This window comes from Methylorubrum sp. POS3 (assembly GCF_043352485.1).
Taxonomy (GTDB): Bacteria; Pseudomonadota; Alphaproteobacteria; order Rhizobiales; family Beijerinckiaceae; genus Methylobacterium; species Methylobacterium suomiense.
In genome coordinates this window covers 1496311-1510933 of the sequence record NZ_JAPRBT010000001.1, presented here as the reverse complement: position 1 = coordinate 1510933, position 14623 = coordinate 1496311, and the positions used below count along the sequence as shown (strand labels likewise).

9 protein-coding genes are annotated in these 14623 nt (G+C 71.1%); 4 read left to right on the top strand and 5 right to left on the bottom strand.

Annotation, left to right across the window (positions count from 1 at the left end; translation table 11 throughout):
• Positions 1 to 684: 684 nt before the first annotated feature.
• Entirely contained in the window at positions 685 to 2376 is a 1692-nt protein-coding gene (locus tag OWC43_RS07160) for a methyl-accepting chemotaxis protein (protein WP_393956177.1), read from the top strand.
• Between the two features lie 8 nt (positions 2377 to 2384).
• On the opposite strand, the gene OWC43_RS07155 is transcribed toward OWC43_RS07160, so the two are convergent.
• Positions 2385 to 3296, bottom strand: a complete 912-nt coding sequence (locus OWC43_RS07155) for a LysR family transcriptional regulator (protein ID WP_393956176.1) — start codon at positions 3294 to 3296, stop codon at positions 2385 to 2387.
• Between the two features lie 94 nt (positions 3297 to 3390).
• Between OWC43_RS07155 and OWC43_RS07150 the strand changes: the two genes are divergently transcribed.
• Positions 3391 to 4494 (top strand): aldo/keto reductase, encoded by a 1104-nt coding sequence (locus OWC43_RS07150; protein WP_393956175.1) that lies wholly within the window; start codon positions 3391 to 3393, stop codon positions 4492 to 4494.
• 21 nt (positions 4495 to 4515) lie between these two features.
• Here OWC43_RS07150 and OWC43_RS07145 read toward each other — a convergent pair whose 3' ends face one another.
• Positions 4516 to 7812, bottom strand: coding sequence for a PAS domain-containing protein (locus OWC43_RS07145; RefSeq protein WP_393956174.1), 3297 nt, complete (start codon positions 7810 to 7812; stop codon positions 4516 to 4518).
• Positions 7813 to 8027: 215 nt separating this feature from the next.
• Between OWC43_RS07145 and OWC43_RS07140 the strand changes: the two genes are divergently transcribed.
• Together OWC43_RS07140 and OWC43_RS07135 are read left to right on the top strand one after the other, a co-directional pair.
• Positions 8028 to 8312: a type II toxin-antitoxin system ParD family antitoxin gene (locus OWC43_RS07140; RefSeq protein WP_137828987.1), complete on the top strand. Its 285-nt coding sequence runs from the start codon at positions 8028 to 8030 to the stop codon at positions 8310 to 8312.
• A complete protein-coding gene (locus tag OWC43_RS07135; protein ID WP_137828986.1) occupies positions 8305 to 8649 on the top strand; it encodes a type II toxin-antitoxin system RelE/ParE family toxin in 345 nt (114 codons plus the stop codon). Before OWC43_RS07140 ends, OWC43_RS07135 begins: the two co-directional genes overlap by 8 nt.
• Before the next feature lie 24 nt (positions 8650 to 8673).
• Here the strand turns inward: OWC43_RS07135 and OWC43_RS07130 are convergent, their stop codons facing one another.
• The 3 genes from OWC43_RS07130 to OWC43_RS07120 form a co-directional block, all read right to left on the bottom strand.
• Entirely contained in the window at positions 8674 to 10764 is a 2091-nt protein-coding gene (locus tag OWC43_RS07130; RefSeq protein WP_393956173.1) for a hypothetical protein, read from the bottom strand.
• Between the two features lie 94 nt (positions 10765 to 10858).
• Positions 10859 to 13693 carry a DUF4159 domain-containing protein gene (locus OWC43_RS07125; protein WP_393956172.1) on the bottom strand — a complete coding sequence of 945 codons (2835 nt, stop codon included), beginning with the start codon at positions 13691 to 13693 and terminating at the stop codon, positions 10859 to 10861.
• A gap of 10 nt (positions 13694 to 13703) precedes the next feature.
• On the bottom strand, positions 13704 to 14618 hold the full coding sequence (locus tag OWC43_RS07120) for a DUF58 domain-containing protein (RefSeq protein WP_137828983.1): 915 nt from the start codon (positions 14616 to 14618) through the stop codon (positions 13704 to 13706).
• Between the last annotated feature and the right edge of the window lie 5 nt (positions 14619 to 14623).

Sequence of the window (14623 nt, the reverse complement as noted above, 5' to 3'; positions counted from 1 at the left end):
TGAGCCGCGAAGCAATTTTACTTCGTTCCTGAGGGTATATGCGATCCGCGGGCGAAGCCGATTGTGTATGGCGGCTCGGCGATGCGCCGCCCCGAGCGATTTTGCGGCACCTCTACAAATAATTTTTTCATTATTTCTGATTATGGAGGTGGGCGCATGATCGAAAGACACGAATGCCGCGAACTTTAACACAGATTTCTATCATATAATTCCGCATCGCGTCTCCGATATGCTCATATCCCTTGGTAAGACTGGTTTCTGCTCCCCCCATTGCGCCGTGCGTGGGACCTCTGCATCCCGTGCATCATCGGGTCGGCGGGCGACGGGTGCGGCGGCTTGCGGTGAGCTGCAAACCCAGCCGCAAGCGCCCTCGGATCGGGCGTCCGATGAAAGAGCGCATCGGTTCAGCGGAATCGATCCGTTCCCGCCCACCATCTCCGGTTCGACAGGATCGTGCGCGGAGCGAAATGGAGCAGCCCGTGACCTGAGCCTCAGCGGACCGAACGGGCGTCGGCCCTCGCTCGATGAGCCCGCAACCTCAACCGGTTGTATCGGCGGATACCGTCCGCTGAGCAGCGCCTATCTCCAGCCTCGGACGCGCGCCCAAAACACAGGAAATGTTATTTCTTAGGCTGCCATTAAGCACTCGGCGGCGATCATGGTCGCATCTGCAAGGAAGCGCCTATGTCTCTGCTCGCTCGCGTCAAAGTCCTCCCCAAGCTCGCATCGGTCATCTCCCTGATTGCCGTCATCGTCGGCGGCTGCGTCTGGTATGCGCAATCGCGGATGTTCGCGATTGACGATGCCTATAGCCGTTTCATCGTCCAGGAAGCGCGGGCCGTCGCAACGATCCGGTACACCAACCGGCTGATGTACGAGCTCAATTACTGGGTCTACCGGATCATCGCCGAGACCGAGGACGCGCAGATCAAGGCGGCCAATGACGGGTTCGAGGCGGCGGCACCGAAGATCCAGAAGTCGCTGACCGACCTGCGCGAACAGGCGCCGACCTACACCGCGCGCGTCGAGCAGATCAGCGCCCGCATCGAAAAATTCGTGAGCGACGCCACCGAAGTGCGCCGTCTCGGATCCTCCAACCGGAACGCCGAAGCGATCGACCTCGTCCACCGCACCATCGATCCGACCTATGCGGATGTCGTGGCCGAGGGCGGCAAGCTGGCGGAGGACATCACCACATTCATGGAGCGCGGCTCCGATGTCCTCACCGAGCAGACCAACACCACCCGCTACACCCTGATCGGCGTCACCGTCTTCGGCATGCTGGTCGGCCTCGCCGCAGCGTTCTTCGTCGCCCTGGTGGGCATCTCGCGGCCCCTGGACAGCCTCGTCGGCGTGCTCCAGCGGATGGCGAAGGGCGAGATCGACGCCGAGATCAAGGAAGCGGCCCGCAGCGACGAGGTCGGTGCGGTCGCCCGCGCGGTCGACGCCATCAAGGCGATGGTGGCCCGCAAAGCGGCCGAGCAGGCCGAGATCCAGCGCGTCGCCGACGAGGCCGCCGCGGTCGAGCGCAAGCGGACCATGGTCGAGCTCGCGAACGATTTCGAGCGGGCGGTCGGATCGATCGTCGGGACGGTCTCGTCCGCCGCCACCGAGCTGCAGGCCACGGCACAGACTATGACCGCGACCGCGACGCAGACGACCGCCCAGTCCACCGCCGTGGCCGCCGCCGCCGAGGAGGCCGCCGCCAATGTCGGGACGGTGGCCGCCGCCGCCGAGGAACTGGGCACCTCCGTCCTGGAGATCGGCCGGCAGGTGGCGGGTTCGGCCAACCTCGCGCAGCAGGCCGTGACCGAGGCCGACCAGACCACACGGTTGGTGCAGGAACTCAGCCATGCCGCCGAGCAGATCGGGGCGATGGTCGGCCTCATCTCCAACATCGCCGGACAGACCAACCTGCTCGCCCTCAACGCCACCATCGAGGCGGCCCGCGCCGGCGAGGCGGGCCGGGGCTTCGCGGTGGTCGCCGCCGAGGTGAAGGAGCTCGCCAACCAGACTGCGCGAGCGACCGACGAGATCGGCCAGCGCATCGGTCAGGTGCAGGGCGTGACCGATCAGGCCGTCGCCGCGATCGGCGGGATCGCCGGGCGCATCCGCGAGATCAGCAGCGTGGCGACCGGCATCGCCGCGGCGGTGGAGGAGCAGGGTGCCGCGACGCAGGAGATCGTGCGCAACGTCGCCCAGGCCTCAACCGGCACCGCCGAGGTGACGAGCAACATCGTCGGCGTGGCCCGCGCCTCGGAAGATACGGGCGCCGCCGCCACGCAGGTGCTCGCCTCGGCCTCCGAACTGTCACGCCAGTCGGAGCATCTCTCGGGCGAGGTGGCCCACTTCCTGGCCACCGTGCGGGCCGCCTGACGGGGCGGTCACCCCGCCCCGGCGGCACCACCGCCCGTCCAGCGCAGGGCCTCGACGAGGGCGCGCAGGGCGGGCGTGACCTGCCGGCTCGGATAGTAGAGGTGGCAGCCCGGAAAGGGCGGGCACCACGGGTCCAATACCTGGACCAGCCGACCGGCGGCGAGGTCGTCCGCGACCTCGCCCTCCAGCATGTAGCCGAGGCCGGCGCCCGCCCGCACCGCCGCCCCCGCGAGGGCGCCGTCGTTCACGATGAGCTGGCCCGACGCCCGCACGCGCCATTCCCGGCCCTCGCCGGCGAATTCCCAGGGCAGCAACCCGCCGCCGCCGAGCAGGCGGTAATTCACGCAGCAATGCGCTTCGAGATCGGCCGGGGTCGCGGGCGGGGGCAGGCGCGCGAAATAGGCGGGCGTCCCGACCACCACCGTGCGCAGATCGGGCCCGACCCGCACCGCCACCATGTCGCGCTCCACCGTTTCGCCGAAGCGGATGCCCGCGTCGAAGCCGGCCGCGACGATGTCGACGGGACGGTCGTCGACGATGACCTCGACCGAGACGTCCGGGTGATCGAGCAGGAAACCCGGCAGGGCCGGTTCGAGGATCGCACGCGCCGCGTAGGCGAAGGTCGTCAGCCGCAGCGTGCCGGACGGCGCGCCGCGCCAGTCGGCCAGCGCGGCGAGACCGCGGGCGACCTCGGCCAGGGCCGGATCGAGGGAGCGCAACAAGCGCTCGCCCGCCGGCGTCGGGGCGACGCTGCGCGTGGTGCGGGCGAGCAGGCGGACGCCGAGGCGCGTTTCCAGCGCCCGCATCGCGTGGCTGAGGGCGGAGGCCGAGACGCCGAGTTCGGCGGCCGCACGGGTGAAGCTGCGGCTGCGCGCCACCGCCGCGAAGGCCGCGAGATCGTCCAGCGTCCCCCGCCGCATTGCTGAAGCTCCTTCACAAGCGCTTGCCGCCGAACACGGCTAATCGCTTCCCGCGCCCGGCGCTATCTCCGGCTCTCGACGAGGAGACGCCGCGATGGACCTGACGCAGTACCGGACCCTGGGCCGCTCGGGCCTGGCGGTGAGCCCCCTGGCACTCGGCACCATGACCTTCGGCGCCGGCCGCTGGGGCAGCGATGCGGCGGCCTCGCGGGCGATGTTCGACGCCTATGTCGCGGCGGGTGGCAATTTCATCGATACGGCGGACGTGTATTCGGGCGGCGAGAGCGAGGCGATGCTCGGCGCCTTCATGGCCGAACGCTCCCTGCGCGACCGGCTGGTGATCGCGACGAAATCGGGATTCTCCCGTGAGCAGGGCACGCCGCTCACCGGCGGCAACAGCGCCCGCAACATCCGCGCCGGCCTGGAGGGATCGCTGCGCCGCCTGCGCACGGACCGGATCGACCTGTACTGGACCCATGTCTGGGACCGCACCACGCCGGCGGAGGAGGTGCTGCGGGCGCTCACCGACGCCGTGTCCCGCGGCGACATCCTCTATTACGGCTTCTCCAACGCGCCCGCTTGGTACGCGGCGCAGATCGCGACGCTCGCCCGAGCCCATGGCCTGCCCGCGCCAATCGGGCTGCAATACGCCTACTCGCTCATCGACCGCGGCGTGGAGCTCGACATCCTGCCCGCCGGCCGGGCGCTCGGTCTCGGGCTGGTGCCGTGGAGCCCGCTGGGGGCGGGATTGCTGACGGGCAAGTACGGGCGGGACATGCTGGCCCAGGCCGGGCCGGCGGGCTCCGTGCCCGACCGGGCGGGTGCGACGGCCGCGAGCGGCAGCGACGGTCGCCTCAACGGCGACAATCCCTTCGGCGGCATGCTGTTCACGGAGGCCAATTTCCGCATCGTCGACACCCTCCGGGCCGTGGCGGAGGAGGTCGGGCGGCCGATGGCGCAGGTGGCGCTGGCCTGGGTGGCGCGGCGGCCGGGCGTGTCGTCGGTGCTGGTGGGGGCGAGCCGTCCGGAGCAGCTCGCGCAGAACGTCGCGGCCCTGGAGGTGAGCCTGAGCGCGGAGCAGCAGGAGCGCCTCGACGCGGCCAGCGCTCCGCCGAGCCTCAATCCCTACTTCATCTTCGCGCTGCCGAAGACGCAGATCTTCGGCGGCCGCACGGTCGAGGCCTGGGCGGGCGGCTGACCGATCCGGCGGGCAGGCGCCCTACCCGCGCGCGATCATCTCGCGGATTCGCAGCCCCAACGCCTCGATCACGAAGGGCTTCGTCAGCACCGCCATGCCGGGCTCCAGATGGCCGTTGCCGACCGCGGCGTTCTCGGCGTAGCCGGTGATGAACAGCACCTTCAGGCTGGGGCGTGAGACGCGGGCCGCATCGGCCATCTGGCGACCGTTCATGCCGCCGGGCAGGCCCACATCGGTGATGAGCAGGTCGATCCGCACGTCCGATTGCAGCACCTGGAGCCCGGCCGCGCTGTCGGCGGCCTCGATGGCGGTGTAGCCGAGATCCTCCAGAACCTCGGTCACCAGCATCCGCACGGTCGGCTCGTCGTCGACGATCAGCACCGTCTCCCCCTGCTCGGCCCGCGGGGCGTCGACCAGGGGGCCGAAGGGATCGGGCTCGGCGGCCGCGCCGTGATGGCGCGGCAGGTAGAGGCAGACCGTCGTGCCCTGGCCGAGCTCGGAATAGATCCGCACCTGCCCGCCGGACTGCTTGGCGAAGCCGTAGATCATCGAGAGGCCGAGGCCCGTGCCCTGCCCGGTGGGCTTCGTCGTGAAGAACGGGTCGAACGCCTTGGCGATCACCGCCGGGCTCATGCCGGTGCCGGTATCGGTCACGCAGAGCGAGAGATAGGCGCCCGGCGGCATGTCGTGGCGGCGCGCGGCGTGGTCGTCGAGCCACTTGTTGGCGGTCTCGATGGTGATGCGTCCGCCCTCCGGCATGGCGTCGCGGGCGTTGATGCAGAGGTTCAGCAGCGCGTTCTCGAGCTGGGGCGGATCGACCAGAGCGGGCCAGAGGCCGATGGCGCCGACGACCTCGATGGTCACGGTCGGCCCCACCGTGCGGCGGATCAACTCCTCCATGCCGGCGACCAAGCGATTCACGTCGGTGGGCTTGGGGTCGAGCGTCTGACGGCGGGAGAAGGCGAGCAGGCGGTGGGTCAGCGCGGCGGCGCGCTTGGCCGCCCCCTGCGCCGCGCCCATGTAGCGATCGACGTCCTTGAGCCGCCCCTGGCCGATGCGGGTCTGCATCAGTTCCAGCGAGCCGGAGATGCCGGCGAGGAGATTGTTGAAGTCGTGGGCGAGGCCACCGGTGAGCTGGCCGACCGCCTCCATCTTCTGCGATTGCCGCAGCGCCTCCTCGGTCTGCATCAGGGCGCGGGTCCGGGTGGCGACCTGCTCCTCCAGGGTCTCGTTCAGGTCGCGCAGGGCGTCCTGGGCCGCGCGCTGCTCGGTGATGTCGACATTGGTGCCGAACCAGCGGATCACCGCACCGGCCTCGTCGCGGATCGGCACGATGCGGGTCAGGAACGGCCGGAAGATGCCGTCCGCCCCCCTCAGGGGGAAGGTCATCTCGAAGCGCTCGCCGGTGGCGAGCGAGTGCTGCCAGCGGGCCGCCACGGCAGGGAGCGTGGCGGGATCGTGCAGCGCCTCCCAGCCCCAGCCCTGCATCGCGGCGAAATCGGTGCCGGAATACGCGTACCAGCGGCGGTTGTACCAGTAGATATGCCCGTCGGCCTGCGCCATCCAGCACAGGACCGGGATGTTGTCGGCCAGCGTCTCGAATTCGACCGCCTTCTCCCGCAGGAGCGCGCTGGCACGGTCGCGCTCGGCCTCGACGGCGCGGCGCTCCTCCACATCGATGAGGACGCCGGGAAAGCGGGTCGGCCCACCGTTTAGGCCGTGCTCGACCCGGCCATTGGCCTCGATCCAGTAATAGCGCCCGTCCGTGCGCCGCACCCGGTACTGGTGAGCATAGGCGCCGCCCCGGCGGATCGCAGCCTCGATCGCCCGCGCGAGTCCGGCCTTGTCGTCGGGATGGACCGTCGCCACCACCTGCTCCAGGCTGAGCCCCACCCGGCCCAGGGCCGGGTCGAGGCCGAAGGCGCGGGCAAAGGCGTCGTCCACGGTGAAGCGGTCGGCGGTCACGTCCCAGAACCATGTGCCGATGATCGCCCCGGCCCCCAGCGCTAGCTGGACGCGCTCGGCATGCTCCCGGACCAGAGCCTCGCTCTCCCGCAGTCGCCGTTCGACGGCGATGCGCTCGGTCACGTCGAGTTCGGCCACCACGCCGCCGACGATGGCGCCCGTCGTGTCGCGGATCGGGGCGGCGTTGTTGAGGAACTGGCGCCGTTCCGACCCGTCGAACGGCTCGATCTCGATCAGTTCGCCCCGCACGGTCTCGCCGTGCAGGATCGCGCGGGTCATGCCCCAATCCTCGGCGCGCAGGCGCTCCCCGGTCTCGGGCCAGTAGCCGACCCACTCGCCGTACTGCTCCCAGCTCCCGGTCTCCGGCGGCATGCCCCAGAGCGTTCGGTTGGCGGCGTTGTCGCGCAGGATGCGCCCCTGCGCATCGGCGATGATGACGCCGACCGGCAGCGCGTCGAGGGTCGCGGCCAGAAGCGTCTCGCTGCGGCGCAAGTGCTCCGCCGCCTCCTGCCGGGCGGTCACGTCCCGGTAGAACAGGGCGAGCCCCTCGGGCACAGGATAGCCGCGCAGGTCGATCCAGGCGGAGCGTCCGTCGGGCCAGGTGTAGCGGTGCTCCAGTGCCACCGGCACGCGCTCGGCCATGGCGCGCCGGATGGCCTCCTCGAAGGCCGGATCGGCATCGGGATAGACCTCCCATTGCAGGCCCCCGACGATCGCCTCCCGGGGCCGCGTCTCCATGCGCATCGCCGCGGCATTGACGTCGAGGATGCGGAAATCGCGATCCAGCAGCTGGAAGGCGTCGCCCATATTGGCGAGCACGCCCTGCGCCCGGTCGCGCTCGGCCCGCAACTCCGCCTCGACCTCCCGCCGCCGCGCTTCGGCCTGCACCCGCTTCGTGGTCTCGTTGGTGAAGATGAACAGGCCGGCGATGCGCCCCTCCCCGTCCAGCACCCGCGAATAGGAGAACGACCACCATGTGTCGGCCTCGCCCCGGTCGGTGGCGAGCTTCCAGGGCAGATCCTCGAAGCGACGGCTGCGGCCGGCGAAGGCCTCGTCGATGATGGGTTTCGCCTGATCCCAGCCATCGGCCCAGACGCGATCGAACCGCTCGCCCATCGCCCAGGACAGACGCGGGCCGAGCAGCGGGAAGTAGGTGTCGTTGAAGAAGAAATGCAGGTCCGGCCCCCAGGCCAGGATCATGCTCTCGGGGGAGTTGAGGACGAGGCTCAGCGCCGTGCGCAGCGATTCCGGCCAGGTCTCCGGAGCGCCGAGGGGATGACCCGACCAATCGCGCTCGGCAATCATGCGGGCGGCTTCACCGCCGCCGGCCAGAAAGGGAAGTCGCTCGGTCATAGGACCCGGGCTTACACAGGTTGGCCCGCCCCGTGAAACGGCCGGTCGCGGACATTCGGCCGATAAGGGCGGATGTCGGCATTCGGGCGACAGCGCCGGCCAATCTCTGGAGCGTCCGGCCCCAAATTCCTGGCAACCGCCCATTGCAACGAACGGCGTGCGTTGAGTTCGATCCTATGCGACCATCCCGGAACCTCCGAGGAAGGTGACCGGCCATGCCATCGTCCGAGACGATCAGCATCACGATGACCCCCGAACAGCTCCGCGCGGTGCGGGAGAGCGTCGAGGCGGGCGAGTATGCCTCGACCAGCGACGTGCTGAGTGACGCCGTGCGGCTGTGGCAGCGCCGACGCCGGGACGATGCCGAGCGGTTGAACGTCATCCGCGCCCGCATCCGGCGCTCCCTGGACGACCCGCGCCCGGCCTTGAGCCTCGAGGAGGTGGACGCGCATTTGGAGGCGCTGTTCGCCCAAGCGGAGAACGACGCATCCCGTGCGTAGGCTGCACGTCGAGCTTCAACCAGAGGCTCTGCGCGACCTTGCGGACATTTTCCGCATTGTGCTGCACGTCAGTCAGAATGTCCCGACCGCACGAGGCTTCGTGAAGCGGATCAGGGATCGCTGCCTCCGCATCGGCGATGCGCCCCGAGGCGGCCGTCCTCGCGACGATCTGGAGCCCGGATTGCGGACGGTACCCTTCGAGCACAGGGCTGTGATCGCGTACAGGATCGAGCCCGATCGGATCCTCGTCACCAACGTGTTCTACGGAGGACGGGATTTCGAGGCCTTGTACAGCCTCGATCCCGAGAACGACGGATCGGCGTCCTCCGACGATTGATCACGACAGCGCCGTCCCGCGGCCCTACACCGCCCGCCCGCGCCGCCCTTCCACCAGCCACATCGCCAGCACCGCCGCGGCCAGAGCCACCAGCGCCCAGAGGCCGATGCCGAGGGGATAGACCTCGACGCCGCGCACCGTCGCGCTGTCGCTGGGGCGGAAGCCGATCCAGTCGGCGCCCCCGAGGCGGCCGCCGCGGATCACCTGCAGGCGCGGCACCTCGATGCCGCCCCCCGCCGCCGCCACGCGGCGGATGGTGCCGCCGGAGCCTTCGGCCACGCCCTTCAGGCGATCGGTGTCGCTGAACACGTCGGCGAGTTCGCGCGGATTGGCCGGGCCGACGCTGACGAAGGCGACGAGGTTGCCCGAGCGCAGGGTGTGCAGGCCCAGGCTCTCGGCCTCGAAGGTCGCGCTGAACAGGCCGGGTTCGGCCTTGGACAGCGCCAGCGTGCGCTCCTTGCCGGTCGGGCCGGTGATCGTGACCGGCCCGGCCTCCTCCGCCATGGTCTGACGCTCGACGCGCACCTCGCGACCGCGGCCGGTCGTCTGGGCGCGGAGCGCCTCCTCTTCCAGGGCGGGCTCCTTCATCAGCCAGTGGGCGAGCCGCCGCAGCAGGTCGAGATAGGGTCCGCCCTGCTGATAGCCGCGGGCCCAGAGCCAAGCCTGATCCGACAGCATCAGGGCGACGCGCCCCTTCTCCTCCCGCGAGAGCGCCAGCAGCGGCAGGCCGTTGGCGCCGGACAGGATCGGCTGGATCCCGGCCCGGGTCTGGGCCGAGACGATGCGCAGCCAGTCGCCCCAGGCCGGCGGATTCGATTCCGAGCCCGGCAGGGCGCGGGTGACCGGATGGCGCTGGCCGGTCTCGGTGAGCGCGGCCTTGAACGGCTGTTCGACCACCTTCATCGACGGGTCGCCCGGCAGCACCGCGGACAGCCGCGTGCGGGCGAGGCTCGCCGGTCCGGCGAATTCCGGCCCCGCCGCGATCAGCAGGGCGCCGCCCTCGCGGACATAGCGGACGATGTTGTCGAAATAGGCCGAGGGCAGCACGCTCTGATTGGCGTAGCGGTCGAAGATGATGAGGTCGAAATCCTTGATCTTCTGGACGAACAGCTCGCGGGTCGGGAAGGCGATCAGCGACAGTTCCGAGATCGGCGTGCCGTCCTGCTTCTCCGGCGGCCTGAGGATCGTGAAGTGGACGAGATCGACCGAGGCGTCCGACTTCAGCAGGTTGCGCCACGTGCGCTCGCCCTGATGCGGCTCGCCGGAGACGAGCAGCACCCTGAGCTTCTCGCGAATGCCTTCGATGGGAAGGACCGCGCGGTTGTTGACCGTGGTCAGCTCGCCCGGCAGAGGCTCGACCTCGATCTCGATCACGTTCGGGCCGCCATGCTCGATATGCGTCGTGAGCGAGAACGGCGTACCGGTCGCGATGCTCTGGCGGTCGATCTCCTCGCCGTCGCGGCGCACGCTGACGGTCGCGTGGCCGGTACCGCCGCGCTCCATCACCTCGGCGCGGATCGTCACGTCCTTGCCGACGATGCCGAAGCGCGGCGCCTCCAGCATGCGGATCTGGCGATCGCGCTCGTCGGACCGGCCGGTGACCAGGACGTGCAGCGGCGCCTTGAGACCGAGGGTCTCCAGCGAGGCCGGGATGTCGTGGACCACGCCATCGGTAAGCATGACGATGCCGGCGATGCGCTCGGCGGGCACGTCGGCGAGCGCCTGGGTCAGCGCCGTGAACAGCTTGGTGCCGTCGTCGCCCTCCCCGCCCTGGGCGTCGCCGACCTCGATGAAGCGCGGCTCGATGTTGGTGAGCGCGCCGAAGCGGCGCTCCAGTTCGGCCTTCACCGCGTCGGTCATGGCCGGGCGCTCGCCCAGGCTCTGCGAGCCGGAGCGATCGACCACGATGGCGGCGACATCCTTCACCGGGTCGCGGTCCTCGCGCACCAGGGACGGGTTGGCGAGCGCCGCGATCACCAGGGCGAGGGCGACGGCGCGCAGGAGCGCCGTGCGCCCCCGGGCCAGGATCGCGACGACGACGAGCACGCCCGCGAGCACGCCGAAGGCGGCCAGCACCGGCCAGGGGACGAGGGGCGTGAAGCTGAGGCTCAGCATGGGCTCAGGCCTTCAGGATGAAGCGCGGAGAGCCCTCCCCCCTCCCCCGCAGAGCGGGAAGGGTTTGGCGCCGGCCGCGTGTTTGAAAAATGGATCACTGGCCCAGCCGCTCCAGCAGCGCCGGGACATGCACCTGGTCGGCCTTGTAGTTTCCGGTCAGCGTGTAGATCACGATGTTGATGCCGCCCCGAAACGCCATCTCGCGCTGCCGCTGGTCGCCGTTGACCGGATAGAGCGGCTCGCCGTTGCGGCCGACCGCCCAGGCGGCGGCGAGGTCGTTGCCGGTGATGATGATCGGGGTGACGCCGTCGCCCGCCCGCGCGGGGCGGCGCTCGCCGCCCTCCGCCGCGGGGGGGATCGTCTCCACCCAGGTCTGCCCGGTGGCGGTGCGGCCGGGGAAGGAATCGACGAGGTAGAACGCCTTGGTCAGCACGTGGTCGGGCGGCACCGGCTCCAGCTCCGGCACTTCGAGCGTGCCGAGCATCTTGCGGAGATAGGCGGTCTCCGGGGTCGGCGGGCCGCCGGCCCGGGCGGTCTGGGCGTCGCGGGTGTCGAAGACCACGGTGCCGCCGTTGCGCATGAAGGCGTCGATCTTGCGGATCGCCGCCTCGCTCGGCTGCGGGCGGCCGGCGACGATGGGCCAGTAGATCAGCGGATAGAAGGCGAGTTCGTCCTTCTCGGGGTCGAGGCCGGCCGGTTCGCCCGGTTCCAGGGCGGTGCGGGCCGCGAGCATCTGGGTCAACCCGCTCAGGCCGGCCCGGCTCGCGGTGTCGACGGCGGAATCGCCGGTCACCACGTAGGCGAGACGGGTGGCGAGCGCCGATTCGGTGCCGTTCGGCCGGTTGGCGGCGGGTGTCTGCGCCAGGGCAGGCGGCGCGGTCGGGACAAGCCCGGCGCCCAGCAAGGCGACGAGGAGCAGGGCGGCGGGCGCGGCGCGCCCGCGGGCGAGCCGGCCGGGGCCGCGCAGGAAACCGCCGAGCCAGAGCCCGGCCAGGGTGTCGAGGGCCAGGAGCATGAGGGCGAGGCTGAACAGGGCCGCGCGCAGATCGACGGTCTCGGCGCCGGCGAGGGAGCCGATCCGGGCGCCCGTCAGCGCCGCGACGTCGAGGGGTTCGAGGCGGTCGCCGGGGCGCAGAGCGTTGACGGCGATGCCGCCCTCCGCCGCGCCGTAGAAGCCCGGCGGATGCTCGGGGCCGGCGCGGTCGGCGAAATCGGCCGGCACCGCGGTGGCGCTCGCGGGCGGGGAGCCGAGCGCGCCGAACCCGTCCAGCGTCAGGCGCGGCGCGAGCAGAGCCGCCTTGGCCTGCCGCCCCTCGCCCTCGCCGAGCTTCGCCGAGGGGCCGGCGAGCCCGACCACACGGCGCAGCATGTCGACGAAGAGACCCGACAGCGGCAGGTTCGACCATGTGGTGTCGGCCGTGACGTGGAACAGCACCATCAGCCCCTGGCCCCGCTTCTGCGCCGTGACGATCGGCGTACCGTCCTGCAACGCCGCCCAGGTCTTGCCCGGCAGATCGCCGTCGGGCTCGGCCAGGATCTGGCGCCGCACGCCGATATCCGCCGGCGGATTGAGCCCGGCGAACGGGCTCTCCGGGGCGAAAGCCGCCAGCGTCTTCGGCCGATCCCAGGACAGCGTGCCGCCCAGGGAACGCCCGCCCCGGCGCAGGCGCACCGGCACGAGCGGGTCGTTGCCTGCCGCCAAGCGCGGCCCGGCGAAGCGCAGAAGCAGCCCGCCTTCCTCCACGAACTGCTCGACCCGCGCCAGGGTTCGCTCATCCAGCGCGCCGACATCGGCGAGGGCGAGGACCGAGACCTGATTGTCGAGCATCTGCGCGATGGCCTCCGACGTGCCCTGGCCGCCGCGGGGCTGCTGCACATCGGCGAAGGGCGCGAGCGCCTTGGCGAGATAGTAGGTCGGGGCCAGCAGCGGCTGGGCCTGATCGAGGGTGCCGCCGAAGACGAGGCCGACGCGGCGGCGGCGGCCGCGCTCGTCCATCAGCACCACGGCGCCGGCCGAACCCTCGCCCTCGATCTCCAGCCGGGCGATGGCGTTGCGCAGCTCCACCGGCAGATCGAAGGTCACGGTCGCCTCGCGGGCCTCTGGCTCCAGGGTGAAGCGGCTCTCGGCGAGCGGCAGGCCCTTCGGATCCAACGCCCGCACGAGGCCGGAATCGCGGCCGTTGGGCTCCGCCCTGAGCACCTGCGCGGCGAGCTTCTCGCCGGGCTGCTGCGGTGAGCCTTCGAGGGCGAGCGCGGGGGGGCGATCGGCCTTGAGCAGGGTCACGGCGCTGCCGTGGCGCTTGGCGAGTTCGCCGAGGGATTTCGAGAAGTCCGTGTCGCCGGCCCCGCGCACGCCGTCGGCGATCCAGAGGATCGAGGCGCCGGGCACGCGCTCCAGGAAGGTGCCGATGGAAGCCAGATGCGCGCCCCGATCGGCCAGATGCGGGCGCGGCTTGATCGCCCGCAGCCGCTCCAGGGCATTGGCCGGGGGACGCGCCTCGAACGGCGCGGGACTCTCCGCGCTCGCCACCAGGGCGACGGGGCGCCCGTCACGGGCGGCGGCCTCGATCTCGTCGGTGGCGGCGCGCAGGCGGTCGCGCCAGTCGTGGGCGGCGGTGAAGCCGTTGTCGAGGATCAGGAGCAGCGGGTTCCGCCCGGAGGCGGCGCCGATGCCGGAAGGGTTCCAGACGGGGCCCGCCACCGCCAGGATCAGGCAGGCGGCGGCGAGGATGCGCAGGATCAGGAGCCAGGGCGGCGTGCGGGCCGGGGTCTCCCGCTTGGGCAGGATGTCGGCCATCAGCGCCAGCGGCGGGAAGCTGATGCGGCGCGGGCGCGGCGGCGTCACCCGCAACAGGATCCAGAGCGCAGGCAGCGCGACGAGGGCAGCGAGCGCCAGCGGAGCGGCGAAGGTGAGGGGAATCCCGAACACGCCTTGCCTTTCAGCCGAGCCCGCGCGCGGCGGCGACGAGGGTGAGGACGCGCAGCGCCGCCTCGGTCGCGGGCCGGTCGGTGCGGTGGATCGTCAGCGTCCAGCCCCGCTGCCGGGCGATCTCGGCGAGACCGTCACGGTGGGCGCCGATGCGCTGGCGATAGGCTTCGCCCCAGGCACCGGCTTCGCCGATGTCGAGGCTGGTGTTGCCCTGCGGGTCGTGCAGCACGGCCTGCCCCGTGAAGGGGAAGGTCTCTTCCACGGGGTCGACCACGACCACGAGATGGCCGTGGGTGCCGCGGGCCGCGATGGTCTGCACCGAGGCACGGACGGCATCGAGCGGGGTGAGGAAGTCGCTGATCAGCACCGTCTCGTCGAAACGGCCGGGGCTCGCCGGCGGCGGCAGATCCTGATTCAGCCCGGCGCGATCGTTGACGAGCGACTGGGCCAGGGTCTCGACGATGCCGCGGGCGGCGCTCGACCGGGTGAGGCCGAGGAGCCCCACCCGCTCGCCGCCATCGACGAAGGTGTCGGCCAGCGCGAGACCCAGCACCAGGGCCCGCTCGACCTTGGAGGTCTGGGCCAAGTCCGAGGCGAAGCCCATGGAGGCGGAGCGGTCGATCCAGATCCAGATGTTGTGGGCGGCCTCCCATTCGCGCTCGCGCACGTAGAGCCGATCGTCCCGGGCCGAGCGGCGCCAGTCGATCCGCGCGGCGGCCTCCCCGGTGACGAAGGGGCGAAACTGCCAGAAGCTCTCGCCCGGCCCGGCCCGGCGCCGACCGTGCAGGCCATGAGCCAGGGTGCCGGAGACGCGCCGGGATTCGAGTACGAGGCGCGGCATGCGCCCGGCGAGGTCGAGGGCCCCGCCGGTCTCGGGCCGCCCGGGGCGGCGGCTCTCGGCCTCGACGAGCCGGGTGGAGGCCATGGGGT

Excerpts from the sequence above, each read along its gene's own strand:
- OWC43_RS07160 (WP_393956177.1), top strand. The coding sequence starts at position 685 with ATGTCTCTGCTCGCTCGCGTCAAAGTCCTCCCCAAGCTCGCATCGGTC.
- OWC43_RS07155 (WP_393956176.1), bottom strand. The coding sequence starts at position 3,296 with ATGCGGCGGGGGACGCTGGACGATCTCGCGGCCTTCGCGGCGGTGGCG.
- OWC43_RS07150 (WP_393956175.1), top strand. The coding sequence starts at position 3,391 with ATGGACCTGACGCAGTACCGGACCCTGGGCCGCTCGGGCCTGGCGGTG.
- OWC43_RS07145 (WP_393956174.1), bottom strand. The coding sequence starts at position 7,812 with ATGACCGAGCGACTTCCCTTTCTGGCCGGCGGCGGTGAAGCCGCCCGC.
- OWC43_RS07140 (WP_137828987.1), top strand. The coding sequence starts at position 8,028 with ATGCCATCGTCCGAGACGATCAGCATCACGATGACCCCCGAACAGCTC.
- OWC43_RS07130 (WP_393956173.1), bottom strand. The coding sequence starts at position 10,764 with ATGCTGAGCCTCAGCTTCACGCCCCTCGTCCCCTGGCCGGTGCTGGCC.
- OWC43_RS07120 (WP_137828983.1), bottom strand. The coding sequence starts at position 14,618 with ATGGCCTCCACCCGGCTCGTCGAGGCCGAGAGCCGCCGCCCCGGGCGG.